23 protein-coding genes are annotated in these 25,782 nt (G+C 46.2%); 11 read left to right on the forward strand and 12 right to left on the reverse strand.

Translation table 11 applies throughout. From position 1 onward, the window contains the following. The first annotated feature begins 2 nt into the window (after nt 1-2). The 7 genes from ACUJFK_RS06770 (at nt 3) to ACUJFK_RS06800 (ending at nt 8,830) form a co-directional block, all read left to right on the forward strand. On the forward strand, nt 3-665 hold the full coding sequence (locus ACUJFK_RS06770; RefSeq protein ID WP_445426425.1) for a fumarylacetoacetate hydrolase family protein: 663 nt from the start codon (nt 3-5) through the stop codon (nt 663-665). Beyond that, complete coding sequence (locus ACUJFK_RS06775) at nt 666-1,160, forward strand: YcgN family cysteine cluster protein (protein ID WP_226749897.1); 495 nt, start codon at nt 666-668, stop codon at nt 1,158-1,160. It begins immediately after the preceding gene. A gap of 2 nt (nt 1,161-1,162) precedes the next feature. After that, nucleotides 1,163-1,816 (forward strand): mechanosensitive ion channel domain-containing protein, encoded by a 654-nt coding sequence (locus tag ACUJFK_RS06780; protein WP_226749898.1) that lies wholly within the window; start codon nt 1,163-1,165, stop codon nt 1,814-1,816. Between the two features lie 61 nt (nt 1,817-1,877). Beyond that, the gene (gene smc / locus ACUJFK_RS06785; protein WP_445426426.1) at nt 1,878-5,288 is read left to right on the forward strand and encodes a chromosome segregation protein SMC; all 3,411 of its coding nucleotides are present in this window, start codon (nt 1,878-1,880) and stop codon (nt 5,286-5,288) included. 21 nt (nt 5,289-5,309) lie between these two features. Then, nucleotides 5,310-6,200: a cell division protein ZipA gene (zipA, locus tag ACUJFK_RS06790; protein ID WP_445426427.1), complete on the forward strand. Its 891-nt coding sequence runs from the start codon at nt 5,310-5,312 to the stop codon at nt 6,198-6,200. Between the two features lie 66 nt (nt 6,201-6,266). Then, nucleotides 6,267-8,306, forward strand: coding sequence for an NAD-dependent DNA ligase LigA (ligA, locus tag ACUJFK_RS06795; protein WP_445426428.1), 2,040 nt, complete (start codon nt 6,267-6,269; stop codon nt 8,304-8,306). Between the two features lie 53 nt (nt 8,307-8,359). Continuing rightward, nucleotides 8,360-8,830 (forward strand): DUF2919 family protein, encoded by a 471-nt coding sequence (locus ACUJFK_RS06800; protein ID WP_445426429.1) that lies wholly within the window; start codon nt 8,360-8,362, stop codon nt 8,828-8,830. Here ACUJFK_RS06800 and ACUJFK_RS06805 read toward each other — a convergent pair. Beyond that, complete coding sequence (locus tag ACUJFK_RS06805) at nt 8,820-10,445, reverse strand: response regulator (RefSeq protein ID WP_445426430.1); 1,626 nt, start codon at nt 10,443-10,445, stop codon at nt 8,820-8,822. The two genes, ACUJFK_RS06800 and ACUJFK_RS06805, sit on opposite strands and share 11 nt — an antisense overlap. A gap of 300 nt (nt 10,446-10,745) precedes the next feature. Here ACUJFK_RS06805 and ACUJFK_RS06810 point away from each other — a divergent pair, with 300 nt between their 5' ends. Beyond that, the gene (locus ACUJFK_RS06810; RefSeq protein WP_226749904.1) at nt 10,746-11,453 is read left to right on the forward strand and encodes a DUF1499 domain-containing protein; all 708 of its coding nucleotides are present in this window, start codon (nt 10,746-10,748) and stop codon (nt 11,451-11,453) included. Between the two features lie 61 nt (nt 11,454-11,514). Here ACUJFK_RS06810 and ACUJFK_RS06815 read toward each other — a convergent pair whose 3' ends face one another. Next, nucleotides 11,515-12,213, reverse strand: a complete 699-nt coding sequence (locus ACUJFK_RS06815) for a gamma-glutamyl-gamma-aminobutyrate hydrolase family protein (RefSeq protein ID WP_445426431.1) — start codon at nt 12,211-12,213, stop codon at nt 11,515-11,517. 4 nt (nt 12,214-12,217) lie between these two features. Then, nucleotides 12,218-13,216 (reverse strand): amidoligase family protein, encoded by a 999-nt coding sequence (locus ACUJFK_RS06820; protein WP_445426432.1) that lies wholly within the window; start codon nt 13,214-13,216, stop codon nt 12,218-12,220. A gap of 261 nt (nt 13,217-13,477) precedes the next feature. On the opposite strand from ACUJFK_RS06820, the gene ACUJFK_RS06825 reads away from it, so the two are divergent. Next, a complete protein-coding gene (locus ACUJFK_RS06825) occupies nt 13,478-15,562 on the forward strand; it encodes a collagen-like triple helix repeat-containing protein (RefSeq protein WP_445426433.1) in 2,085 nt (694 codons plus the stop codon). An 89-nt stretch (nt 15,563-15,651) separates the two neighbouring features. Here the strand turns inward: ACUJFK_RS06825 and ACUJFK_RS06830 are convergent, their stop codons facing one another. The 3 genes from ACUJFK_RS06830 to exaC all read right to left on the reverse strand — a co-directional run bounded on the left by ACUJFK_RS06830 (nt 15,652) and on the right by exaC (nt 18,003). Continuing rightward, entirely contained in the window at nt 15,652-15,861 is a 210-nt protein-coding gene (locus tag ACUJFK_RS06830; protein WP_226749908.1) for a helix-turn-helix transcriptional regulator, read from the reverse strand. Further along, the gene (locus tag ACUJFK_RS06835) at nt 15,858-16,304 is read right to left on the reverse strand and encodes a hypothetical protein (RefSeq protein ID WP_445426434.1); all 447 of its coding nucleotides are present in this window, start codon (nt 16,302-16,304) and stop codon (nt 15,858-15,860) included. The genes ACUJFK_RS06830 and ACUJFK_RS06835 overlap by 4 nt, the downstream gene beginning before the upstream one ends. A 178-nt stretch (nt 16,305-16,482) precedes the next feature. Next, nucleotides 16,483-18,003, reverse strand: coding sequence for an acetaldehyde dehydrogenase ExaC (gene exaC, locus ACUJFK_RS06840; RefSeq protein WP_226749910.1), 1,521 nt, complete (start codon nt 18,001-18,003; stop codon nt 16,483-16,485). Nucleotides 18,004-18,171: 168 nt separating this feature from the next. Between exaC and ACUJFK_RS06845 the strand changes: the two genes are divergently transcribed. Further along, nucleotides 18,172-19,071, forward strand: coding sequence for an AraC family transcriptional regulator (locus ACUJFK_RS06845; protein WP_236128523.1), 900 nt, complete (start codon nt 18,172-18,174; stop codon nt 19,069-19,071). A gap of 98 nt (nt 19,072-19,169) precedes the next feature. Here the strand turns inward: ACUJFK_RS06845 and ACUJFK_RS06850 are convergent, their stop codons facing one another. Further along, entirely contained in the window at nt 19,170-19,421 is a 252-nt protein-coding gene (locus ACUJFK_RS06850; protein ID WP_445426435.1) for a YdcH family protein, read from the reverse strand. 335 nt (nt 19,422-19,756) lie between these two features. On the opposite strand from ACUJFK_RS06850, the gene ACUJFK_RS06855 reads away from it, so the two are divergent. After that, nucleotides 19,757-20,305, forward strand: a complete 549-nt coding sequence (locus tag ACUJFK_RS06855; protein ID WP_306176847.1) for a DsrE family protein — start codon at nt 19,757-19,759, stop codon at nt 20,303-20,305. Nucleotides 20,306-20,316: 11 nt separating this feature from the next. Here ACUJFK_RS06855 and ACUJFK_RS06860 read toward each other — a convergent pair whose 3' ends face one another. From ACUJFK_RS06860 to ACUJFK_RS06880, 5 genes are all read right to left on the reverse strand, one after another. After that, the gene (locus tag ACUJFK_RS06860) at nt 20,317-21,468 is read right to left on the reverse strand and encodes a diguanylate cyclase (RefSeq protein WP_445426436.1); all 1,152 of its coding nucleotides are present in this window, start codon (nt 21,466-21,468) and stop codon (nt 20,317-20,319) included. A 68-nt stretch (nt 21,469-21,536) separates the two neighbouring features. Continuing rightward, complete coding sequence (locus ACUJFK_RS06865) at nt 21,537-22,442, reverse strand: cation diffusion facilitator family transporter (protein WP_445426437.1); 906 nt, start codon at nt 22,440-22,442, stop codon at nt 21,537-21,539. A gap of 196 nt (nt 22,443-22,638) precedes the next feature. Next, nucleotides 22,639-24,840: a PepSY domain-containing protein gene (locus tag ACUJFK_RS06870; protein WP_445426438.1), complete on the reverse strand. Its 2,202-nt coding sequence runs from the start codon at nt 24,838-24,840 to the stop codon at nt 22,639-22,641. Between the two features lie 25 nt (nt 24,841-24,865). Then, entirely contained in the window at nt 24,866-25,336 is a 471-nt protein-coding gene (locus ACUJFK_RS06875) for a DUF2271 domain-containing protein (protein ID WP_445426439.1), read from the reverse strand. A gap of 24 nt (nt 25,337-25,360) precedes the next feature. Beyond that, nucleotides 25,361-25,705 (reverse strand): PepSY domain-containing protein, encoded by a 345-nt coding sequence (locus tag ACUJFK_RS06880; RefSeq protein WP_445426440.1) that lies wholly within the window; start codon nt 25,703-25,705, stop codon nt 25,361-25,363. Nucleotides 25,706-25,782: the final 77 nt, after the last annotated feature.

The following is a 25,782-nucleotide window of genomic DNA, read 5'->3' on the forward strand; positions in this document are numbered from 1 at the left end:
ACATGTATCAACATCTTACAATGGCCAACGTCGATATCGCCTTACCTGTGGGTAAGGTGGTGTGTATTGGTCAAAATTATCAAGACCATATCGCCGAAATGCAAAGTACCACCGCTCCTGAAGCCTTGTTTTTTATTAAACCGGCTACGGCGCTGGTGCCATTAGCACCGCAATTTAGTATCCCGCAGCAGCAAGGCGAGGTGCATAACGAGCTGGAAATCGCGGTGTTGATTAAAAGCCGATTATGCAAAGCCGATTATGCCACAGTCAATGATGCGATCTGGGGTTACGGTTTGGCTTTAGATTTGACGCTGCGCCAAGTGCAGGCCAAGTTGAAGCAACAAGGTCGTCCTTGGGAGATCGCCAAAGGTTTTGATGGTGCTTGTCCGCTCAGTGGTTTTGTTCCAAAAAACCAAGTGCAGCATCCGCAACAATTAGATTTTAGTTTATCGGTAAACCAGCAGCTACGCCAACAAGGCAATAGCGCGAATATGATCCGTGGCATTAATCAATTAATCAGCGAAATGAGCCAGCATTTTACCTTGCTCCCCGGCGATGTTGTTCTAACAGGTACGCCTGCAGGAGTAGGGCCATTGCAAGAAGGTGATGTTTTAACGCTAGAGCTCGCTGATTTTTTCTCGATAACAACGCAGGTAACCGCATAGATGGCTTTAACAGAGAATTTTTGGCAGCACAAACCGCTGGCTGAGATGAATAATGAAGAATGGGAAGCCTTGTGTGATGGCTGTGCTAAATGTTGTTTGAATAAGTTTATCGATGATGACGAAAGCGAAGGTCCTACTGCAGTGTTGCATCAAGATGAGCAAGTGCATTTTAGTAATATTGCCTGTCGCTATTTAAACAGTCATAAATGTGAATGTACTGAATACACGCAACGCACCGTGCTGGTGCCTGACTGTATCAAACTCACCAAAGATAATTTAAAAGATATTTTCTTTATGCCGACCAGTTGTGCCTATCGTCGTTTACATGAAGGTAGAGGCTTACCGTCTTGGCATCCGCTACTTAACGGCGGTAAAAAAAGCTTAATGCATAAAAAACAAATGTCGGTACGCAACAAAACCATCTCCGAAGATCAGGTCGATATGGACAAGTTCGAAGATTATATTGTTAGCTGGCCATTGAATGACTTGGATTAAGCATGAGTGTAGAGCAATCCATTATTGCTGAAAGCGACTTGCTGCAGCAATTAAGCGGCTATTTAAATCCAACCGTCATCCAGCTAGGGTTATCGGTTTTGACTGTGCTGGCTTATATTGTGATCAGTCGCCGCCTCGTGCCCGTTATTTACGGCTTACTAAAAGGCCGGCGGATGCGTCCGGACATGAATAAACGGGCATTGGTGGTTTTTCATATCTTATTGTTGTTAGTGTTGTTGGTGATGCTTAGCATCGTTTGGGGCGTCGACATTCGTGGCTTATTGGTGTTGGCTTCATCGATCATTGCGGTAGCCGGTGTCGCCTTATTCGCTTCATGGTCATTAATCAGTAACGTAACGGCTTTCTTTATCTTACTGGGGCAAAAAGACTTTGCTGAAGGCAGTAAGGTGCGCATTATTGATGGTAATAATGCGTTAGAGGGCGATATTGCAGAAATTCATTTATTCAATACGGTGCTGAAAACCAACGATAATGAGCGTATTATCTATCCAAATAACCTGATCATCTCGCGACCGGTGGTCATTGTGAGTGTTGCACCGGCTAAAAAGCGGCGTACCGTGGATGTCATGGCAAAAGCCGAACGTTGGCGACAGAAAAACCTGCAAACGCGCCCAGTAAACCGAATTAGCAAGTGACAGTACTGTTGAATTTAGGTAGATTGAAAAAATCCAATGATTACAATAACGCAACGGCTGGATGCGCTTAAAACAGATTAAACTTGCCGGCTTTAAATCCTTTGTCGATCCGACCACTGTGCCGTTTCCTGAAGCGATGACAGCGGTGGTTGGGCCTAACGGCTGTGGCAAATCAAATGTTATTGATGCAGTACGCTGGGTGCTGGGCGAAAGCTCGGCCAAGAATCTGCGTGGCGATGCCATGACTGACGTTATTTTTAACGGTTCGGCCCAGCGTAAACCCGTTGCTCAAGCATCGGTAGAATTAGTCTTTGAAAACACACAAGGCCGCTTAGCCGGTCAAATGGCCGATCGCAGCGAAATTGCCATAAAGCGTTTGGTCACCCGCGATGCACAATCCAGCTACTTTTTAAACGGCAGTAAATGCCGTCGTCGTGATATTACCGATATCTTTTTAGGCACAGGGCTAGGCCCTCGTAGTTACGCCATTATTGAACAAGGTATGATCTCGCGATTGATCGAATCCAAGCCGCAAGAGTTACGGGTGTTTATTGAAGAAGCGGCGGGGATTTCAAAATACAAAGAGCGGCGGCGCGAAACGGAGAATCGGATCCGGCATACGCGCGACAATTTAGATCGTTTAGCCGATGTGCGTGATGAACTAGCCAAAAATATTGATAAGTTAAAACGCCAAGCCACTACCGCTGAGCGTTACAAAGAACTGAAAGCGCAAGAGCGCAAATTAAAAGCTGAGGTGACAACCATTAAATGGTTAGCATTTAATCAGCAATTAACCGGCCTTGAGCAACAACTGGCGGCAGAAGAAACCGAGCTGCTTAAGTTTGAAACCAGCCAGCAAGGCGATCAGCGCATCTTAGTGCAACTAAAAGAGCAGGCGGTAGAGGCACGCACTTCGCAAGAGCGCTGTCAGCAGCAATATTATCAGCTTGGTGCCAGTATTAGTAAGTTAGAGCAGCAAATTGTTAATCAGCAACAGCAACAGCAGTTTTTGCAAAGCCAACTCCAACAAAAACAAGACAGCTTGCAACAATTTAGCCAACATCAACAGGCTGATCAGCAGCTATTAGCCGATTACACGGCGCAACTGACGCAATTTGAGCCACAGATAGCGCTGTTAGAGGATCAGTTATCCGAAGTTGATGAGCAGTTATTGTTGGCTTCCCAAGCGTTACAGCTGCAACAACGACGCTTTGAACATTGGCAAGAGCAGCGTTTTAGTTTACGCCAGCAACAGCAGCAATTAACAATGCAATTACAGCATCTCGCCCAGCAGCAACAGCATGTTTCAGCACAATTGCAGCGGCAGCAAGCACAGCTCGAGGCTATTGACGAGCAAGTATTAAGCTTGGAGTTAGCCCAGTTAACCGAAAAAGAAACCTTAATGGCTGCTGCCGTTACTCAAAGCAGTGTGCAACTCGAAACGTTGCAAAATACCTTAGCTCTTGCAGCCGAACAACGTGAGCAAACACAGCAGCAGCTGCAGCAACTGCAAAATCAATGGCAGCTGGTGCATAATGAAGCTCAGCGACTCACGGCGATCCAGCAGTCTTTACCGAGCTCAGCACAGCATGTTTTACAACAGCTGGAAATAGTCGAGGGTTGGGCGCTCGCTGTAGCCTTTGCCTTAGGCGAGTTACAACATGCTCAAATTGGCTGTGCTGCTCAGAGTGAAGTGCAAACCTATTTAGACGCTGCAGCGCAAAGTGCAGTGCCCGGTACGTTAGCCGCCCAAGTGCTTAGCGGCCCTTATCCTGAAAGCTTTCAACATATTTTAGTTGCAGAGTCGTTGGCGCAGGCCAAAGTGATGCAAACCCAATTAGCTGCAGGGCAATCTGTGATTTGCCCGCAAGGGATCTGGCTGGGACAAAACTGGGGGCAATTACCCAGCGCCAATGCAGCCGACAGTGCTTTACTGCGCCAAGAGCGTTTACAACAATTAATAGCTGAACAGCAAAAATTAACTGCTGCACTATCCGTGGCTGAGGCAACGGCTCATGCCGTGAAACAGAGCTGGCAAGACACGCAAAGCCAATTCACAGCGATACAGCAGCAATTAGAGCAGCAAAAAACCGCTTGGCAGCAACAGCAAACCGCTGTGCAGTTAAAACAACAAGCTTTAGCACAGCGACAACAACAACGGCAGCAACTCGTTGAAACCATCGGCGCGCTTCAGGATGAGCTGGTGCTACTTGCAGCCAGCAGCGAGCCTTTGCGCGATCAACAAGAGGTGGTTGCTGAGCAATTAAGTGAGCAACAAGCTGAGCAAATAGAGTTTGAGCAGGCCGAGCAACAGGCTCGGCAGCAAGAAAGTCATTTACGTGGGCAAAGTGAGCGGTTACGCCAACAATTACTAGAACAACAAATGCAACAAACGCTTTGTCAGCGTCAGCAGCAAAGCCTAGCCCAGAACCTCAATCGTGCCCAAGAGCAACAGCAACAATTACAATCGCAAATTGATGAGTTAACCACACAACTGCAGCAACAAGCCGATCCAAGCGAACTGTTACAAGCACAGTTGCAGGAAAATTTAGGCTTGCATGTGGATGCTGAGCAGGCTTTGCAACAGGCGAATGAGCATTTATCGACGATTGAGCAACAAATTCGTGCCCTAGAGCAAGGTCAATCAGGTATAGTGCACTTAGTTGCGCAACAGCAAAAGAAACTGGAGTCGTTGCGCTTAGATGCTGAGGGTTACCGAGTTCGTGCTAACAATATGTTGGAACTCTTACGAGAGCAGCAGGTCATCTTAAAAAGTGTGTTAGCGGATTTACCGGCAAACGCGCAAGAGTCAGTATGGCAGCAGCAACTGGATAAAACCGTAGATGCGGTATCCCGACTTGGCGCAATTAATTTAGCCGCGATAGAGGAATATCAGCAACAAGCTGAGCGCAAGCAGTATTTAGATGAACAACATGCCGATTTAATTGCGGCACTCGATACGCTGGAAACAGCGATGCGAAAAATTGATCGGGAAACACGGCAACGCTTTAAAGAGACCTTTGAGCAGGTTAACCAAGGGTTGCAGCAATTATTTCCTAAAGTCTTTGGTGGCGGCAGCGCTTACTTAGATTTAACCGATGAAGACTTACTGGAAACCGGTGTGAGTATCATGGCGCGACCGCCGGGTAAAAAAAACAGTACAATTCATTTATTATCCGGTGGTGAAAAAGCGTTAACCGCTTTATCATTAGTATTTTCAATATTCAGGCTTAATCCTGCGCCATTTTGCATGCTGGATGAGGTTGATGCACCATTAGACGATGCCAATGTGGGTCGATTTTGTAATTTGGTGCGCGAGATGTCTGAAACGGTACAATTTATCTACATCAGCCACAATAAAATTGCGATGGAAATGGCCGCGCAATTAATGGGAGTGACTATGCAGGAACCCGGCGTCTCTCGAGTGGTGGCGGTTGATGTAGACGATGCTGTCAAGCTGGCAGTAGCCTAAGAACAGTGAAAGGTATAAGAAATGGCTAGCGACTTGCGTATGGTTTTAATTATTTTAGGTGCCTTAGTATTGGGCGGCTTATTTTTACATGGCTTATGGACGGTGCGTAAAAACAGCTCGAAAACGCAACACCGTTATCATCCAGAAGAAAATACCAAGGATGACACGGCTGAAGGTTTTGATGAATTAGGCGTTGGCCCTGTTCGGGTGGTTAAAGGGGCGGCAGCGGCTAAAAAGCCGGTAGAGTTAAAGCGTTTTAATACGCCTCGACCAGAGCTCAAGCCGCAGAGTCGGCCCATTGATGTGCAGCGCCCAGCAGAGCAAAACGATTTATTTAGTGAGCCAAAAGAGCCGAGTTTAAATTTTTCAGCCATAGAGCAAGTAGAGCCGAGCTTATCCGCTGTCGATGACTTTGATTACGAGAACGAGGTTGCGACAGACAGCGCTCACAGCAGTAGCAGTGCCAGCGAGTCTGAAGCGTCGTCATCAGAAGTGTTGATTTTGTACGTGCTGTTACCCGAAAATAAAGAGATCCAAGGCCAAGAATTGCTGTCAGCCTTAACGCCTTTAGGTTTTAAATACGGTGATATGGATATATTCCATCGTCATCAAGACAGTGCCGGTAATGGCGAAGTATTATTTAGTCTAGCTAATATGTTTAATCCTGGGACCTTTGCCTTGGATAAAATGGAACAACTGTCGACCCGTGGCCTAAGTTTATTTATGACCTTGCCAGGGCCAGGTGAGCCATTGCAAAACTTTAATTTAATGAATAACGCTGCGAAAAAATTAGCAGAAGAATTTGGTGGTCAGGTGTTAGATGGTCAACGTAGTGTATTAACAGTACAAACGGTACGACACTATGTTGAACGGATCCGTGAGTTCCAACGGCAGCGTTTGATCCATCGTTAAGTTAATATCTAATATCCTAACGGCAGGTAATTACCTGCCGTTTTTCGTCGAGAGTTAGGCCCGCTTATGAAACCAACAGCTGAACAGCAATGCGCTGCTATCCGCCAACAACTGGCAGACTATAATTATCAATATTATGTGCTGGATGCGCCGACTGTCCCTGATGCGGAATATGATCGTCTGTATCGTGAGCTGCAAAAGCTAGAGCAACAGTTCCCTGAATTCATTACCCAAGACTCACCGACACAGCGGGTGGGCGGTGCCCCCTTGGCGAAGTTTGCGCAGGTACAGCATCGCTTACCGATGTTGTCTTTAGACAATGCCTTTGCCGCAGAAGATCTGAGCGCCTTTAGCAAGCGCATGCGTGACAGGCTAGATCTCAGCGGTGAGTTTAGCTTTTGTTGTGAGCCAAAACTGGATGGTTTAGCGGTGAGTATTCGCTACGAAAACGGTCAGTTAGTTCAAGCAGCCACACGCGGAGATGGTTACACCGGCGAGGATATTACTAGCAATATCAGAACCATTAGAGCCATTCCATTACAGCTAAAAGGCGAGTCGATCCCAGCAGTGCTTGAAGTGCGGGGTGAGGTGTTTATGCCGCTTGCGGGGTTTGCCCGCTTAAATGAGCAGGCACGGCAACGCGGTGATAAGTTATTTGCCAATCCACGTAATGCCGCTGCAGGCAGCCTACGCCAGTTAGATCCGGCCATCACTGCCACTCGACCACTGATGTTTTACGCCTATGCCGTAGGCCAAGTTGAAGATCCGACTCAGCTGTTAGATAGTGCCTGTCACTATCAGCGTTTGCAGCAATTAAAACAGTGGGGCTTACCGGTCTGTCCGGAAATTCAGTTAGTGACGGGTGAGTCGGCGGTGCTGGATTATTATCAGCAGATCTTAACGCGACGTGCCGAGTTGGCTTATGAAATTGATGGCGTGGTGATTAAAGTCAGTAACTTAGCGCAGCAACAGGCTCTGGGTTTTGTTGCGCGAGCACCGCGCTGGGCCATTGCATTTAAATTTCCAGCCCAAGAAATGCTAACAACCTTACTTGATGTTGATTTTCAAGTTGGCCGCACTGGTGCCATTACGCCTGTTGCCAGACTTGAACCTGTGTCGGTGGGTGGTGTTACCGTCAGTAATGCGACCTTGCATAATCAGGATGAGATTAACCGTCTTGGTGTGCAAATCGGTGACAAAGTGATTATTCGCCGGGCGGGAGATGTGATCCCACAAATTGTGGGTGTGGTGTTAGAGCAGCGGCCTGAACATGCTGTGCCGGTGCAATTCCCTAGTCGTTGTCCAGTTTGTCAGGCACATATTGAACGCGTCAGTGGTGAAGCTGTGGCACGTTGTAGCGGCGGTTTAAGTTGTCAGGCACAGCTAAAAGAATCGTTAAAGCACTTTGTGTCGCGCAAAGCGCTGGATATTGACGGTCTTGGCGATAAGCTCGTGGAACAATTAGTCGATCATGCACTGGTGAAATCACCGGCCGATATTTTTGCCTTAGATATGCCGTCTTTGCTGGGGTTAGAGCGGATGGCCGAAAAGTCAGCATTAAAGCTGTTGCAGGCGATTAAGCAGGCTAAAACCACAACCCTAGCACGTTTTATTTATGCTTTAGGCATTCGTGAAGTCGGTGAGGCGACTGCGCTGAATTTAGCCACGCACTTTGCATCCTTAGATGCCTTAGCGCAAGCGAGCAACGAGCAATTATTGGCGGTCAGTGATGTTGGTTCAGTAGTGGCAGAGCATCTGGGGCATTTTTTTGCTGAGCCACATAATCAGGCCGTAGTCGCCGATTTGCTGGCCCAAGGTGTGCACTGGCCTGCCATGAGTAAAGTTGCAGCAACGGAGCAACCCTTAGCGGGCCAAACCGTGGTGCTGACTGGAACCTTACAAAGCATGGGCCGCGATGAAGCAAAAGCGTTATTGCAACGTTTAGGTGCCAAGGTCTCGGGCTCGGTTTCTGCCAAAACGCATGCGGTGGTTGCGGGAGACAATGCCGGCTCGAAATTGGTTAAAGCCAATGAGCTCAATGTGCCCGTGTGGGATGAAGCTGATATGCTGCAATTGTTTCAGCAACATGGGCTTGTCGATGCGTAATCTTTATTTGCAGTGTGGGCAGTAATAGCGATGTTGTGTTGGCGAGCATGCTGATGAAAGAGTGGCCATTATTAGATAAATACGGCTTAGTCCCTGTACCAATGCGTTTATATTGGTTACTGATTTTATTGCTGCGGCCCTATCTGAGTTGGGTCTTAGTCTTAACCTTACCACCGCAGCAAAAAGATATGCTTAAACTGTTTTATCCGCAGCAGCATGATTTTGTGATTGCCTGCTTGCTGGCTTTACCTGTGTTGCTGTTTGTCGCTGCGTTATCGCAGCGCAGTGATAAACGTAACGCGGCGTGGCGGCATGTCTGGCGTTATGGTTTACCCATTTTACTGCTTTGTTGCGGTGCTGATTTGGCCTATACGCTGTATGATCTGCCGGCTGATGCCATTTTAGATGCGCCATGGCGTTTGTTTACCGTTGTAGGGCTTGGACTAGGCTTTGGCTGGCTGTGTCGCTCGCGTACCTTACCAGAGGTGTTTCGGGAATGGCCGTTACCGGTAACTAAAGATTAGCGGCCGGTTTCAGTTTATGTTTAAGCTGATCATAGCGTTGTTGCTGTTCGGGTTTTAGCATCGCTTGCTCAATAATTCGCTGGCACTGACGTAATAACTTATTTTGTTCTTTAATTGGGCACAGCGGCCGCGGTGAAGTCAGGATGGTTTGCCACAAGTTTAACGCAATACCCGCATTTTTAGGCATCACCTGATGAGCTAATGAGAACGCGGCGAATGCTTGCTCCCAATGTCCACGTTGATATAACTGCACCGCACTGTTGTTGAGTTCGCGTGGGCCCAGTTGCATTTGTTTGCGTTCAGCTTTTTCTTGTTGCAGATAAGCATTTAACATCGGATCCGCTTGGTTTTTCAGACAATAATCACTTATCTGTTCAAATAAATGTTCGGCATTTTCAGTTAAGCCTACTTCATGCATCGCTTTGGCTTTATCGAGCGCATCTTCTAATGACTGAATGGGCGTATCGACTTTTAAACCCCGCAGTAAGGCTTTGGCCTTTTCTTTATTATCTTGTAAATAATGCAACCGCGCTTGAATGATATGTTGCTGCTCAGACAGTTCATGCTTATTAAACTGTTTTTGTAAACTGAGTAAGCTCTGGGTAGCTTGGCGATTTAAGCGCACGTTCTGTTCTTCATCTTCGCTGCTCAGCGCGAAATCAATGCTGGCTCTGGCCAAATTAAGATATAAGTCTGGCTGTTCGAAAATTGAAAACCGTGCAAATTTAACCATGTCTTTTGCCGCACGGTATTGCGATTCATAATCATGATTTAAACGCGACATATGGAATAGCTTTTGTTGGCGTAATAAATTGCGTGGTGCTAAATCGGTGGCATCAATCAGATGCTGTTGCGCTTCTTGATAACGTTTTTGTTTAAACTCTAATTCGGCAAGCAAATCTAAAGCAAATAAGCGGCTGTCTGAACGCATCAGCATCGCTTCTAACTCACTAAAAGCCTGCGACTCTTTATCCAATTTTAAATAGCAGCGCACCAAGCCCATGCGCGCCCAGTTAAAGGGTTGGATCGCAAGCATCGCTTGAAAGTACTGCTCAGCCTCTTTATAACGCGCCAAGTTTAATAAAATATCGCCCTTGAGCTTTAATAATAACGGAAACCACTTGCGCTGATTGGCATCAGAAAGTTGCTCATCAATAAAGCTTAAAGCGGCATCATGGTTTTGCGCATCTAATAATTGATAGAGTTGGCGAAGCTGTTCTTTACGTTTTAAGACCCGCTCGATACGCACCTGCAAGTCTTTAATGGCAAAAGGTTTTGCTAAAAACTCGTCGGGTTGCAGTTCAATAACACTGTGCACAAGGGTAGGATCGGTTTCAGCACTGATAAAAATGACACCGGTGGTGTATTTTTGTAAGCCATTAAACTTGAGTTCTTCGTAAAGCTGGTAACCGTCTTTGCCTTCACCTTGGTTGTAAGAGCAAATAATCAGATCGTAATGATTTTCTCGACACAGGGTAAGGGCAAGTTGCGGCCGATCGGCCACCGTTATATCTTGATAGCTCAACTTTTCTAACGCATAGCGTAAATAGCTCTGTGACAAGGCTTGTTCGTCAATAATCAGAATTCGTTCATCGCGTTCTAGCGAGCTATCCATCGTTGGCAATAATCCTAAAAGTTACTCAAGTACACTATAGCAACTTTTTTGCACAGAATAACTGCTTAGTCGCAATTATTCATCGCATATTTTGCTGATTTTAAGAGGTTTTTAGTTAAGCTGCCTTGCGCTTTCTCAAGCCTAGGCTTTGCCACATCGCGCTTGGCGCAAAGTGGCTAAAAACGTCTTTTACCGATTAAAGCCTAAGTTTATAAGATTAACATAAGTCCAGATGCGATCCCTGCTAGTATTAACTGCTGGTATTTCATCGACAGCTAAAACAATAATAGGATACACAGTATGAACATTTTAGTGATTTTGGTCAGTTTCGTTGCCTTTTTAATGGTAGTGTTGCCTGGCCTGTTGTACAAATATGGCCTTTTTGCACTGAGCACGGCTTTTGCTGGCCTGCGTTATGGCGTTTATGTGGGAGGTGCAGCCTTAGTACTGTTATTAGTGTACTTAGTGCTGAAACGTAAAAATAGTAATTGGGGTTTAGCCGCGGCCTCAGCTTTGTTGGCTATATTTGCGGTGGCAGTGCCCGTCAGTTTATTAAATAAAGCGCGTTCAGTACCGCCTATTCATGATATTTCGACCGACTTAGTCAATCCACCTGAGTTTATTGCCATTGCCCCGTTGCGGGCAGATGCCCCCAACCCGGTCGCGTATGCTGGCGAAGAAACGGCCGAGCAGCAACGTGTTGCCTATCCTGAGCTGGCGACCCAGCAATATTCCCAAAGCCTTGAGCAAGTGTTTGCTGCAGCCGAAGCTGCAGTGAAAAGCTACGGCATGGAAATCGTCAATGTTGACCGCGCAGCCGGTATTATCGAAGCGACACACACCACGGCATGGTTCGGCTTTAAAGATGATGTGATTATTCGCGTGGTGGATAACGGCGAGATGCGCTTATTGGATATTCGCAGTAAATCACGCGTCGGCAGAAGTGATGTCGGTAAAAATGCTGAACGTATTAACAGCTTGATTAGCAGTATCAATAGCGCCTTATAATCTTTAAAACGTAAGTGTAATAAGGCGAAAGGGGATGGCAGACATCCCCTTTATTATTTGTTTAATTTGCCTTGTTGCCTTTGCTTAAGCGCTTTACCGCCCGCGCAAAGCAGCGAAACAGCTCACGTTGTGCGGGCAGATAGGGTAAATACTCGGGATGCCATTGCACGCCCACCACAAATCGATGCTTATGCTCAATCGCTTGCACAAAACCATCGGCATCTCTGGCGGTAATAATCAGGTTATCGCCTAAACGTTTAACTGCTTGGTTATGCAGGCTATTGACACTAAAGCGGCTGGGCGAGACACAATGGCTCAGTTGGCTCTTCGGTGCCACCGTGACTTCTTTAACTGGTAATGCGGTATAGGCATTGGGGGTTTTCTGGCGATCAGGGCGGATATCGGCATGTAACGAGCCGTTCGCCACAATATTAAGCAGCTGTGCGCCGCGACAGATGCCAAGAATGGGCAGCCCCGAATCGAGATATTGTTCAAGTAGGGTCATTTCCAGTTTATCGCGAGCGGGGTCATAACGACTGGTTTCGCGTGCACCCTCACCATAATGCTCAGGATGAATATCATCGCCACCACTAATAACTAGCCCGCTGATCGGCTGGTTCAGCTCTGGCCCACCAGGGTAAAGATAAATACCGCGCAAGCCCACTAGCCATAGATTAAAGCGGATAGCCCACCAACCAATGGGTAAGCGTTGACGTGGACCAGTTACCGCGATGAGCGGTTTGGTTGCGTTTTTCATCATTGCGTTAGCCTAACGTTTGCAGTAATTCTGTACTGCGCGTTAGCCATTTTTTATCAAGATCGCGCGTCAAGCGTTGATAGTCGGCACGAAACTCATCGATAAATTGTGCCAGCCGTTTGGGCTGATCCGCCAGTTGTTCAACTTTAAGCCAGCGCTGCCAGGGTTTTGATAGATCCCAATTCGGGTTATCAATATCGCAGTTGGGTAAGCGGTAATGCAAGGTGGGCCGCGCCTTGATTAAAGCGCGCTCTGGATGCGTGTCTACCCATTTTTCATCGATGTGCGCAATTAATGGTAGTAAATCTAAACTGCGATTGCGGCTGGGGTTGTACGCCATATAGTCGCGAATAAAGTGTTCTAAATCAGGTTGATACTGTGGGTCTACCACCTTAAGGATATAGTCTTTATTAAAGTTATCGATATAGGGCGTAAGCTTGCGCACGAGGTCGATGTTTTCTTCAGCATAAATATAATCATACAAACACATATAGGCTTGCAGATACCTGACTAAGGTTGTCACCTGAAGATCCGGCAGATCGGGGTTTAAGTGTAAACCGAAGGCATAACGTGCGGCTTTGTGTGTGCCTACCGCGCCATTTTCGCGTAAACAATGAAAGAGGGCATGCAATTCAGCCAACTGACTGATGTTGATCGGTGGCGTGACCACTTCCCAAGGCACCAGTTGCTCGGCTGCCGATTTCAATAATTGTTCAGCCGCTTGATAAATAGCACTGCTTTGCTGCGCACTCTCTTCTGTAGCAACGATCTTTTGCAAGAGTTCAGCATCGAGTTCCAGCCGAAAATCGCCTACACGGCTGTCTTTAATCTGGTAGTTGAATATCGAGTGTTTAATTACCTTACCGCCGAAACTTGCGGTAATACAATCAACAATCGATTCGGGCTGGCAGCCAGCAAATTCTAATTCAACCCCGACTTGTCGTTCGACATTCTGATGATTTTGCTGCTGAGGTGGCAGCCAATGCGTGGTGTTATGCTCGCTCAAAATGGCTCCTTAATGTGTAAGTACAATATTCTTAAATCAATCACTTATAGTATCGCGAATGAAGGTCAGGTGCGAATTACCAACAAACATACTGATATTAAACAAATTTTAAATTACCAATTTAATATATAAAAAAATATCAAAATAGTTGCATCTAATTATTCAAGTGGGTCGTTACTGCAATTGAAGATGAGTATTTAGCAGCAAAGCCAATAGCTATGTCACTCATCAAACTCAGTTGATAAACTTAAGGACAACGTCATGACAACATCAAAATTAGTTCGGCCGACAGGGCCATTAGCTTTAAGCGCATTAGCTCTCGCCATGTTATTGGCTTTATCGGGTTGTAATGGTGATGATGGTGCTCCCGGTGAAATGGGCGCTACAGGGCAACCAGGCCAGCCTGGTCCCGTAGGAAACAATGGCCAGCCCGGTTTCGCCGCCGCTAATTTTCTTATCGCTAACAATGGCACGGATAACCGCAATACCGTGGATGTGGTTAACCAAAATGCCGCTATGCTGAAACGTTTAACCGGCTTAAATAATGAAGGAGTGGCGCTTGATCCGCTGGGCAATTTAGTGCAAGCCGGTGACAGCATGAACGGTAGTCTAAAAACCTTTTGTCAAATAGCTCAACGTGCTGATGGCGCTGCGTTTAACCTAAATAGTGATCGGGAAATTACCGGTGCAACAACCGGTTTAGTTAATCCTAAAGGAATTGCCTATTCTCAGATGCGTGGTTTAGTGTTTATTGCCGATCAAACTGCAATGCAAGTCACCGTATATGGTGGCGCCGCGGCAGGGGATGTCGCGCCGTTAGCTACCACCACCACCGATGCGATGCCGTGGGATCTGTTTTACGATGACAATAACGATAGGCTGTATGTGGCGCTAACAAATGGCGTACTGTCGGTTTACGATAATTATGTTGCAAGTAACTATGCCGCGATGCCAACACGCAATATTACCCCGGTTGATAGCAATGGGGCTAAACAATCGATTAATTTACATGGGATTGCCTACGATCGTTTATCTGACAAAATGGTTCTTTCGGATGTTGGCAGTGCTACCGATGCCACTGATGGTGCAATTTTTGTACTTAATAACATATCATTGGTCGATGGCAATGTTGTGCCTAGCCGAGTCATTAAAGGCCCCGCAACTAAACTGGGTAATCCGGTAGATATTATTTTATCGGGCAGCGAATTACGCATTGCCGAAAAAGCCAATGATGCCATTTTGGTGTATGCCAATATTTTTGCAGGTGCAAGCGGTGATATTGCGCCTGATTTAACAACCAGCGCCATTAAACCTGAAGCACTAGTTGAACTGACCGCTTCGCGCCAAGACGCAGATATCTCTGATATCAGCAGTGCTGCGGTGTTACTTGGTGTTGCGGTATCCAGTAATCCCGCGGCAACAGGCCCGACAACAGGGCAAATAAGCCGATTAAATGCGCCTTTAACTAGTAACTTAGGCCAATATAATGCGCTACAAAATATTGAAAGCGTTACCTTTGATTTGGCAGGTGACAGTTACACCACTTTTGATACGACGACTAGCGGTGGCATTGTGATTTCTAACCGTGTCGCGACTATGCGCCTAGGCGAGCAATATTCTGCGGCGCAAGATCGGATCATTACCGGAAGTAACACGGGCTTAATTTCACCCAAAGGCTTAGATGTTGATTCTGCCTCAGGTTTGATTTTTGTGGCTGAAAATAATGCGGCAACACCAGGCGTATTCATTTATTCAGCCTGTGCTAGCGGTAATGCCGCACCACTACTAACCTTAAACACCGCTCCGGCCCGACCGTGGGATGTCGATTATGATCCCACTACAGATCGTGCTTTTGTCGCATTAACCAATGGCAGTGTTGCGGTGTTTAATCAAGTTAGAGCGAAATGGCTAGCGGGTAGTAGTGTCATTAGCACTGCAGATCGTATGATCACCCCCGCGGTCTCCGGTGTTGCTGTAGCAGCGCCAACCAATTTACATGGTATTGATTATGATTTTGCCAGTGATGCGTTAATGGTCTCTGATGTGGGCAGTGCGGCCGATGCTACCGATGGTAAAATTTATATTCTAAATAATGCCAGCAGTGCTGATGGCTTAACCAACATAGCCGTTAATATCAGTGGCGCGAATACCTTGCTCGGTAATCCGGTCGATATTATGTATAGCGGTGCGCATTTGTATGTTGCCGAAAAGTCGAATAACCGCGTGTTACGATTTGATAATATCTTGAACAGTGCCGGTGGTAATATTGCTGCCAACGCCAGTTTTGCGGTAACGGCCCCCGAGTCGGTGGCGATTATTCCGGTGTATCTGACTAATCGGCAGTGATGCGCTAATCAGGATTTTGCGATAAGCGCTAAGGACTAAAACCGGTACGATTTGATGCCGGTTTTAGTCCATTACTTTGCGCTTAGCGTTTATCCTTGCCACTGAAACACTTCCTCCAAAGGCAATTTAAATTCAGCGGCGATCTTAAACGCGACTTCGAGAGAAGGGGAATATTTACCTGCTTCAATGGCGGCAATGGTTTGGCGAGTGACGCCAACCCGTTGTCCCAATTCTGCTTGCGTCATTTCACCATGCATGAAGCGTTGTAAGCGAATATTATTAGATAAGCTACCGTTCATGCCGCTTGCCTACGATAGCTTACCGCTACCATGCCATATTGCACCATTTCTGCTAACACAATCATAAAGAGTGCTGCGTTGACAATATCCCAACCGCTGTTAGAAAAGGGCATCACCACGCCGACTAAAATCATTCCGGTAATCAGCACATAATACGCTATGCTAACCGAGTACTGTTTAATGGCAGTATCACGCTCATCTGGCTGCAGCTTAGCTTCCGCTGGGTTAAAGAACCGTAATAAAAGATGGCCAATACCCAATAACGTCAGCTGAATAGCTACCGTAATGGCATAGCCGATTAACTGCCGAAGATCAGGCAACGGTTGTGCAGGAAAATAGCCCGTTGCGACTAAGCTAAAATAGGGGCCAAAGGTAATCAACATGGCGAAAAGCGACAACCAAGCCACTTTCTCGCGATACGGCATTGTTTCAAGCAATAGCATATGGCTCTCCTAGGGTAAGTCAGTTTTATGGTAGCTATATCCAGCTTAGTGTTTGCCTTAATTGCCATCATGTCAAACATTTTTAACATTGAGTTGTAAAAAAACGGCACGCTTTAATGACAATGCGTGCCGGCTGTAGTTTATCAATTCCTTTTTATGGGGTTAGCAAAACCTTTGGCTAGAAGAAACCTAACGGATCTTCACTGTAGCTGACCAATAAGTTTTTGGTTTGCTGATAATGATTCAGTGCCAGTTTGTGGGTTTCTCGGCCAATACCGGATTTCTTATAGCCACCAAAGGCCGCGTGCGCCGGATACATATGGTAGCAGTTCGTCCACACCCGACCGGCTTCAATTTTACGACCAAAGTGATAGGCGCGATTCATATTGCGCGTCCAAACCCCAGCGCCTAAGCCAAATTCTGAACTGTTAGCCAGCTGAAGGGCTTCGGCTTCATCTTTAAAGGTCGACATCGAAATCACTGGGCCAAAAATTTCTTCTTGGAATACCCGCATATCGTTAGTGCCTTTTAAGATGGTGGGCTGAATATAATAGCCGCCGTTTAAGTCGTCACTTAGCTGTTCAACCTGACCGCCGGTCAGTACCTGCGCGCCTTCTTGTTTGCCGATTTCAATATAACTTAAAATTTTATCAAACTGCGCTTGGGAGGCTTGAGCGCCGACCATGGTTTCGCTATCCAGTGGGTTGCCGCGTTTGATTTGTAATGTACGCTCTAAAATGCGCGCAATAAATTGCTCGTAAATGTCTTCCTGAATAAACAGCCTTGACGGGCAAGTACAGACTTCACCTTGGTTAAAGTAGGCCAACACCGCACCTTCAATCGCTTTGCTAAGAAATGAATCGTCTTTATCCATCACATCGTTAAAAAAGATATTTGGCGATTTACCGCCAAGCTCAACGGTAGACGGAATAATATTTTCTGCTGCACACTTTAAAATGTGCGAGCCAACAGGCGTAGAGCCGGTAAACGCAATTTTGGCAATACGGCTGCTGGTTGCGAGGGCTTCTCCGGCTTCTTTGCCAAAGCCATTGACCACATTCAGCACCCCGGCTGGCAGTAAGTCGCCGATTAATTCCATTAACACTAAAATAGAGGCGGGCGTTTGTTCGGCAGGTTTTAATACCACACAGTTACCGGCCGCTAGTGCTGGCCCAAGTTTCCATGCGGCCATTAAAATCGGGAAGTTCCACGGAATAATTTGGCCAACCACGCCCAGTGGTTCATGAAAATGGTAGGCAACAGTGGTTTCGTCAATCTCGCCAATACTGCCTTCTTGGGCGCGTATACATCCAGCAAAATAACGAAAGTGATCAATTGCCAGTGGTATATCGGCGGCCAGGGTTTCACGAATGGCTTTGCCGTTATCCCAAGATTCCGCGACGGCTAACATCTCTAGGTTTTGCTCCATACGATCAGCAATCTTCAGTAAAATGTTACTGCGTGCCGCTACAGAGGTACTGCCCCAAGCGGCTTTAGCGAGATGCGCTTTGTCTAGCGCTAATTCGATATCTTCTTTACTCGAACGTGGGATCTGGCAAAACACCTTGCCGTTTACCGGACTTTTGTTATCAAAATACTGGCCTTTAATGGGGGCGACCCATTCACCACCAATATAGTTACCATACTGCGCTTTAAAGTTAACTAAGGCACCCGCTGTACCTGGATTTGCATAAATCATAGTCTATCCTTTGTCTAAATAGTGATATTGAATTTAGTGGTAAATAACTAAATCTGGCGGGAAGTTATTGTTTTTTAGCCGCCATAAGTTCACATTAGCGGAGCGGTGTTCAACACGCTTGCTTGCTAGTCCAGATTTTTTGTCTATTTGTCCAAACAGAGGGAGACTATGACAACATCGGTACTCACCCAAAAACGCCAACGCATTAATGTGCTTGTTGAAAACAAAGTGAGCTTTGCCGGTGAGCATGCTGAACTCAGTATTTATGACACCTATCAAGATGCGCAGCAGGTGGCGCTACACTCTAGTGAGTTATTGTTTTGCGGTATGCTAACGGGCAAAAAAGTCATGCATGTCGCCGATTGCCAGTACCACAGCGCGTTCTTACCGCATCAATCTTTTGTGCTGGCGCCTGGGCAAAAGGTACTTATCGACTTTCCAGAGGCATCACTGCAACAACCCACCACCTGCCTTGCCATTGAAATCAGTACCGATAAAATCCGTAACGTGGCCGATGCGCTGAATTTCAAACAAGAAATTAGCCATAGCGATTTTTTTCATTATGTGCCGAAGCTGGTACACGGCCAGCATAATTCGCAAACGCAGCAGTTACTGGAAAAAATGATCACGCTGTTCAGTGAAAACGAGCAGCACCGTGACTATTTAATTGAATTGTCGTTAAACGAATTGATTACCCGTTTATTGCAGCAGCAAAGCCGCGAATTACTGTTGGCCAGTTGTAAGCAAAACAACCAAACAACACCGCTGGGTAATGTGCTGAACTATATTGAGCAACATCTGAGCGAAGATATTCAAATTGAAACGTTATGCAAAATTGCCTGCATGAGCCGCAGTAAATTTTATCAGCAGTTTAAATTAGCTTTTGGTGTAACCCCAGCGCAGTGGCAGCAGCAATTGCGCTTACAACAGGCTTATCGGTTACTGCAAACTGGCGAGCGGATAAGCCAAGTGTGTTATCAGTTAGGCTTTAATAACCCAAGCCACTTTAGCCGGGTGTTTAAACAAACCTTTGGTGCAGCGCCTATCCATATCGCTAAAGCCAATTAGCCGCCGCGTAAACGGCTAGCGATGCCGAAAACTGCACAACCACAGTGACGCTTTTTTGTTAAGCGTAGCTGTGGTTAATAAGATTATTTGGCTTGGTGTTATTGCGCGGCTTCTTCTTTTTTTACCATGGCAAGCAGCGAGTCTTTAAGCTGAACACGGCGCATTTTTTTCTGCTCTAAATTGTCATCCGTAGTAGGGATACCGGCAGATTCAAGACTAAATACTTCGTGATCTAAGTCGTTGTATTCATCAAATAACTTGGCAAAGTGCCGATCGTGCATCTTTAAATGGCGAATAGTATGGTGATGATCGGGAAACTCACTGAGAAAGCTATGTTTTTCAAGCGTCATATTATTTCCTTATGCGATTAATTATTGTCTTACACTGATAAGTATAGGCGTAAATTAAATAAGGTTTATTGATCTCGGTCACAGCGTTGTTTGAAACCACAGGGGCAGACTTTAAATGTTGATTTTAAAAAAACCGTTCAATAGTTAACCGCCGGGCTAATAGAACTTTGGATGCAGACGGTTCTGACAAGTATTGGATAACGCATTGAAAGCGGTTTTTTCGTTTGACTAATTGCTCAATGTTGGGCGCTCAACGGCTTAAACTGATGTGCTTTAGGCTTGTTGATTACGCGGGTGCTAGGTATAGTCTTTATAAACAATCGTTGGACACTCCCATGCAAATACACCGTTTTCTTTTATTAATCCCCTTATTGCTTTGCACTGAAAATGCCTTAGCTGCGCAGCTGGACAATTTTAAAACCGGCCCCGTGTTTAACGATTTCGGGCCGACAGCCCCCGTGCAACAAACTGAGCCGTTGCCCGCCAATACGGTATTTAAGCTGGCTTTCGACGTCGCTAAAGCGGCAGAACCAGGCAAGCTAAATCGGTCGATAGAAAGTGCGGCTCGATTTATCAATATGCATGTTGCAGCGGGTGTGCCTTTAGAAAATATTCAGCTGGCCGTGGTAGTGCATGGCAGTGCCTCTTTAGAGATGACGAACCCAAAATTTTATGCCGCCAATAAAGATGGACTAAAAAATAGCAGCGCCACTGCTATCGCACAACTACAGGAAAAGGGAGTCAAATTTTACCTTTGTGGACAAAGTGCTGCTGCTTATGGCATCAGTAATGCTGACTTGCTACCCGGTGTGAATATGGCGCTTTCTGCGATGACGGCTCACGTGCTATTGCAACAGCAAGGTTTTGCCATTAATCCATTCTAAAATTCTTGGTGTCAAAGCCCAACTGCGCCGAGGGTTACGGTATTTCTGCCAGCACGCTTGCTGCTGTAAAGCGCTTCATCTGCGGCTCTTAGCGCACTCACGTAGTCGTGTTGTGAGGTATCCACATGCACTAAACCAATACTGATGGTCAGTTCGACTTTGGCATCTGCCACAAATTGTAGTTGTTTTTCAACTTGTTCACAGAGTCGTTGGCTAATTTTGAGTGCGGTGGCCTCATCTAGATCGATAAGTAGTGCAGCATATTCTTCACCACCAATGCGGCCAATAATATCGTTACAACGTAATTGTTTTGATAACAACTGTGCCACGGCTTTTATAGCGCTATCGCCTACCGCATGGCCAAATTTATCGTTAATTTTTTTAAAGAAGTCGATATCGATCATCATCAATACTGCGGGCATCGGGCGTTGTTGTTGCCAATAGCGTTCAACTTGATTGAAAAAGTGCTCGCGATTAGCCAGTTTGGTCAAACCATCGCGCTGCGATTTTAATGTGAGTTTACGTTCTAGTTTCAAGAAGCATAACCAGGGTAGCAATAGGGCGGTAAAGGTGGTCAATAAAATATGACTTAGCAGAGTATAAACAGAGCTTTCGGGTAAGCCATTCATATCTAAAGATTGCCATTGCCAGAGGATCAACATTACTTGGGTAAACATGGTTAGCGCATGCAGCAGAAAAATACCTTGTAAGGTGCGGGTAAAGGTGGGTTCGGTGATCACCGATTTTTGGAGTAGCACAGCACACAAATAGAAGGTGATGCCAATAGCTAGCGCAACCAGCACACTCAAGATACCGGGATGGTGATAGACACTGAGCAATGCTATAACAATCAGTGCCAACAGCACAAAAGCGTGTTGGCGCCGCCGCCGCGTATAGCGAAAGCGTGAAAATTGAATCAGCCCCGCCAAAACCAATATTGGCGCTAATAACAACAAGCAATCAGCAACAAAGAAGGTGAAAAACGCGGCAATATCATAAGGGCGTAAGGCAACGAGCGTGCCACCCAGCACAAAACTGATGGATGAGAGTGACCAAAGTCGAAAGCAGCGATCTTTGGGTTTGCGCCGATAAAGTAAGTACAAATAAAAACCCACGATCAGGTTTATTACCAGAGCTAATATCACAACAGTGGGTAAATGCATGTATTCCTCAGGACAAGGCAAAGAAGTGACGAGTCCGCTTTAATAATCTCATTACAAGCATAACAAAATTAATGACAAACTTGCGCGTTATTGCAGTTAGTCAGGGTGGCATGCTCAAATTCTAAGGTGGTATGACCTATACGAAACTCACGGGCTAATAGTGCTTTTAAGGTGGTTTTTATTTTCTCCAGTTCTGCCACATCAATGTTTTCCACCACAACATGCGCTTCAAGCGCACTGTGCTGTTCATCGACTTGCCAGATATGCACATGGTGCACGTTTGTTACGCCATCTAACGCTTGCATGGCCGCAATAACCTGTGGGATGTTTATATGCTCAGGTGTGCCATCCATCAATAAATGGATAGCTTTAGGCAGCATGCTAAAGCCTTGCCATAGCACATAGCCAGCAATCAGCAGTGTCAACAAGGTATCCACCCAGTACCATTTATAAAGTAAAATTAAGGTGCCGGCGATAACCACTGCAACGGAGGCGAGAGCATCGGAGACATTATGCAAAAAGGCGGCTTTGATGTTCATGCTGTTTTTTGATTGCGCATAGGTCAGAAGCACGGTGACCACATCGACAAGCAACGCAAAACTGGCCACAATGACCACCAGCCAACCAGCGATCTCTTGTGGATCAGCTAAACGCCATAACGCTTCGTAAATAAGATATAAACCAATAATGATCAATGTGATGAGGTTAATTAGCGCTGCAATCACTTCGGCCCGTTTATAGCCAAAGGTTTTCAATTCATCGGCGGGTTTACGGCTTATCTTGCGGGCAAAAATGGCGATCCCCAGCGAAGCAGCATCGCTTAAATTATGCAGGGCATCGGCAATCAGCGATAAACTTCCCGAGATAACACCGCCAATAATTTGTGCTACGGTGAGTAAAACGTTGATGACCACGGCAACAAGTAGTTTGCCATCGCCAAGGTTTTCTGTGCCGTGGTGGTGTGAATGGGGCATGAGCGGTATCCTACGGCTGAGTAATTTTGATGAAATGAGGGCAAAATACTGCCACCATGATATGAATATCATCTATTTTTAAATATAGGAAGAACAAAGGTTTTTTTACCATGATTTATTATGAACATAAGGCAAGCACATGAACAGCGGGGAGGTATTGAGAGCAAGTTATGTTAAGTAACACTAGAGCGTTAATCTAGTAAGAGTCCTCAACATAGCGGCCTTGCTGTTTTAGTGCCTTAATATTCAATGCCAGTGGTAAAAATATCTTATCCAAAGTGGACTCAACATCAGTGGCCATTTGCCTCCCGCCACAAACTAGAATTTGGGCGTTAGCTGCCATCAGTTCTTGCAGCTGTTTGGTATCAAGTTGCAGTTCGTCTTGCACATAAGCCGGTTGCTGACTGCGTGAGAAGGCAAGATGTAATTGCGATAAGCGTTGGTCAGCAAGATAAGATTGCAATTCTTGTTGATATAAAAAGTCAGAATCCGCTCGACGTCCACCCCAATATAAAAACATTGGGCGGTGTGTTGTATTCGCTCGAATAAAGCCAATCAAAGGGCCAATACCGGTGCCGGCGCCAATCAAAATGATCGGTGTTTTACCCTTACAAGGTTTAAAGCGCGGATTTTTCTGAATGAATATATTTGCCACTCCACCCAGCTTTAATTGACACAAAAAGTTTGAGCAGAGGCCATTTTTATGACGTCTTACGCATATTTCCAATATGCCGTCTTGACTGCTCGAGGCCACTGAATAAAAGCGAGGTGTTTCGCTACCTGGAGCGATGATGCCCACTAAATCGCCTGCGGTAAAATGAGGTAGAGCTTTACCGGAATGCGTTGGCGTAAAACCTAAGATGCAAGTGGGTGCATTGACTGCTTCGCCATAACCGCTGCGTTCATACAATGTTAGCGGCATCGTTGCTGGGTGAATGGAAGTGTAATGCAGCGATAATGGTAATTGGATTGCCTGGCTCAAGGCAGCACCCCATTGTTCAAACGCTTGGCCTGATTGACGGTTGATATAATGCGTTGCCAATAGCTGTGGCCATTGTCGTAGTTGTAATGCAAGGCTGACTTGATCGGCAAAATGACAAAAACGCTCAAACTGCCGATCACCAAACCCCAGCACTGCCCAAGGTAGGTTAAATGTTAACGGCAGTTGTTCGAGTTTTTGTAAAAATTGCTGCGCGGAAGCCGGCGCATCACCATCACCATAAGTGGCAGTTAAAATCAACAAGCGACGCGCTTTGGTATAGTGAGGGGCCAGTTGATTCATTGGCGCAATATGCACCAAGCAGCCGTGGGTGGTTAAAGCCTGATGCAAGGCTTGAGCAAAGCCCCATGTACTTTGCATTTCAGAGCCAACCAATACAATGGTATCTGCAAGATGTGCGGCAGCGTTTCCCTTTAAACTTGGTGAGCTTCGACGACGTTGCCACCAAGTCATGGTGCCGGTGACGACTAATACTGGGACGGTTAAGGCGGCGATACCAAAGAGTAACCCAAGCCACCAATAGGCATCGCCAGTGTGTAACTCCATGATAAATGTTTGCAGCATGGCGCCATTTCCGTAATCGGTATAGGTCAGCCACTGTCCGCTAGCTTGATCAATATATCCTGATCCCTGATGAGTTCTTAGAGCGTAAACATCGAGAGGATCATTAGGAAATGGAAAAATCAGTTGGTGCAGATCGCGCAAATCGACTTGTTGTAGTGCCGAGAGGGTGTCGATGGGCGCAGGTGCTGAGCCTGCTAATGTGCTCGGAAACGTCGCTTCTTGTTCTGGTGCTTCGGTTAAAATGTCAAAACGTAAGGCCGAGAGCCAAACACCGGTAAATGCCGATAACAAGAGCCCAAGCACTGCAGCACGAGCTAGTTCAGCGTGCAGGCGAGGCCCTATGGCGTCGGTGGCGGCGCTTTTTATCGGCGTGAACATTTTTTTCCAGCCACCGAGTCGTGAAGTAAGCAAAAATACCCCACTAAAACAGAGGATCAGCATCGCTAGCGCGCTAACCCCCACAATCGCCCGACCACGAGAATCCCACAAAAAAGCGCGATGCAGTTCTTTAATCCAACTGAAAAAAGCGGACGGCTTATAATCGGCAATAAACTCACCAGTTAAGGGATCAATAAGCACCGCCCCCGGATTGCCATTATGAGTAAAATAGACCAACACAGCGCCTGAGGGAAGGCGTTCAATTTGTTCAGTGCCAGGATAATGCTGCACAGCAATTGCCGCTAGATCAGCCACGTTTACTGCCCCTCGAGCGGGAACGGTTGCTAAGCTTCGCTCCATGGCGGGTTGCACAGACAAAATGGCACCGCTGCTGGCTATAAGCAACAATAAAGTGCCAAATAAAAGGCCTAACAACGAGTGCAATCGACGTTTCATGTGAATAGCTTATTTATCGACAGCATCACAGAGAGTAGCTAAGTGTTTTTATGTAGCCACGCCCTTTAACCGGTACATTTGCCCCTTGGCGGGTCAATGCGACTTCAGCATCAATTCGATTATCTCGTTGATCTTCAACCGCGCTGTCGATGCGGATCAAATAACCGGCGTCGATCAGCGTATCATCGATATTGGTTTTGAAAGTGATACTGTCACCACTGCTAACACTGGCTCCAGTTAGACCATCATACTCCATCGCTTGCATACCACTGCCTTTGGCCCACTCACGCAAATGTTTGTAATATTTTTGTTTCTCGCCAGCAATCCACAATGTTTGGTTGAATTTGCCATTGGCATCAGTTAAATAGATAGCAAGATAAGCTCCATTACCTTGATAGTTGTTCAATGTTGCGTTAACAGTGACTTCTGCTGCCGCGGCAGGATTAACTGAACTTAATATCAGCAATAAACCTGTGGTTAGAATCATTTTAGGCATTTGGCGATCTCCGTTTTGATTGTTTTAGCGAAACAGGTTAGCGGTTGGGGGGGTATCTTGTGTGTGTTTGTCTTTTTTCCATTCTAGTTTCAGTAGACTGAGAGACGAGGGCGAAAAAGTGGCTTTCACTTTACGGCCTTGTTCATCCAAAGCGCGTACTTCATAACAACCATCATCAATTCGAATGCGCTGAACAACCCAGCCTTGCTCCTCTAAACGCTGCTTAAGCAATTGTCGTGGCTGCCAGTCTCTAACAGGATCTTGGCAATCGTCATTATCTGCGGCCACGGTGGTTACAAAAAAACTAAGACCCAAACTCAACAAGAGCATAAGGCTCTTTTTACTTAGAATGGCGCGAATAGCCTTCATCTGATTCTCCCTAGTCATCCAGTCTGCATTGGCACCACATCTTTATAGTAATAGGGCCAAGATAGGATACCTTGATA

The organism is Alishewanella sp. HL-SH06 (assembly GCF_052656265.1).

Bases quoted from the DNA above. Each gene is read 5' to 3' on its own strand.
- ACUJFK_RS06805 (WP_445426430.1), bottom strand. From the start codon at position 10,445: ATGGATAGCTCGCTAGAACGCGATGAACGAATTCTGATTATTGACGAA.
- ACUJFK_RS06880 (WP_445426440.1), bottom strand. From the start codon at position 25,705: ATGAAGGCTATTCGCGCCATTCTAAGTAAAAAGAGCCTTATGCTCTTG.
- ACUJFK_RS06780 (WP_226749898.1), top strand. From the start codon at position 1,163: ATGAGTGTAGAGCAATCCATTATTGCTGAAAGCGACTTGCTGCAGCAA.
- ACUJFK_RS06860 (WP_445426436.1), bottom strand. From the start codon at position 21,468: ATGCATTTACCCACTGTTGTGATATTAGCTCTGGTAATAAACCTGATC.
- ligA (WP_445426428.1), top strand. From the start codon at position 6,267: ATGAAACCAACAGCTGAACAGCAATGCGCTGCTATCCGCCAACAACTG.
- ACUJFK_RS06770 (WP_445426425.1), top strand. From the start codon at position 3: ATGTATCAACATCTTACAATGGCCAACGTCGATATCGCCTTACCTGTG.
- ACUJFK_RS06800 (WP_445426429.1), top strand. From the start codon at position 8,360: ATGAAAGAGTGGCCATTATTAGATAAATACGGCTTAGTCCCTGTACCA.
- ACUJFK_RS06815 (WP_445426431.1), bottom strand. From the start codon at position 12,213: ATGATGAAAAACGCAACCAAACCGCTCATCGCGGTAACTGGTCCACGT.
- ACUJFK_RS06775 (WP_226749897.1), top strand. From the start codon at position 666: ATGGCTTTAACAGAGAATTTTTGGCAGCACAAACCGCTGGCTGAGATG.
- ACUJFK_RS06825 (WP_445426433.1), top strand. From the start codon at position 13,478: ATGACAACATCAAAATTAGTTCGGCCGACAGGGCCATTAGCTTTAAGC.
- ACUJFK_RS06835 (WP_445426434.1), bottom strand. From the start codon at position 16,304: ATGCTATTGCTTGAAACAATGCCGTATCGCGAGAAAGTGGCTTGGTTG.
- ACUJFK_RS06865 (WP_445426437.1), bottom strand. From the start codon at position 22,442: ATGCCCCATTCACACCACCACGGCACAGAAAACCTTGGCGATGGCAAA.
- zipA (WP_445426427.1), top strand. From the start codon at position 5,310: ATGGCTAGCGACTTGCGTATGGTTTTAATTATTTTAGGTGCCTTAGTA.
- ACUJFK_RS06845 (WP_236128523.1), top strand. From the start codon at position 18,172: ATGACAACATCGGTACTCACCCAAAAACGCCAACGCATTAATGTGCTT.
- ACUJFK_RS06870 (WP_445426438.1), bottom strand. From the start codon at position 24,840: ATGAAACGTCGATTGCACTCGTTGTTAGGCCTTTTATTTGGCACTTTA.
- ACUJFK_RS06850 (WP_445426435.1), bottom strand. From the start codon at position 19,421: ATGACGCTTGAAAAACATAGCTTTCTCAGTGAGTTTCCCGATCATCAC.
- ACUJFK_RS06810 (WP_226749904.1), top strand. From the start codon at position 10,746: ATGAACATTTTAGTGATTTTGGTCAGTTTCGTTGCCTTTTTAATGGTA.
- exaC (WP_226749910.1), bottom strand. From the start codon at position 18,003: ATGATTTATGCAAATCCAGGTACAGCGGGTGCCTTAGTTAACTTTAAA.
- ACUJFK_RS06830 (WP_226749908.1), bottom strand. From the start codon at position 15,861: ATGAACGGTAGCTTATCTAATAATATTCGCTTACAACGCTTCATGCAT.
- ACUJFK_RS06855 (WP_306176847.1), top strand. From the start codon at position 19,757: ATGCAAATACACCGTTTTCTTTTATTAATCCCCTTATTGCTTTGCACT.
- smc (WP_445426426.1), top strand. From the start codon at position 1,878: ATGCGCTTAAAACAGATTAAACTTGCCGGCTTTAAATCCTTTGTCGAT.
- ACUJFK_RS06875 (WP_445426439.1), bottom strand. From the start codon at position 25,336: ATGCCTAAAATGATTCTAACCACAGGTTTATTGCTGATATTAAGTTCA.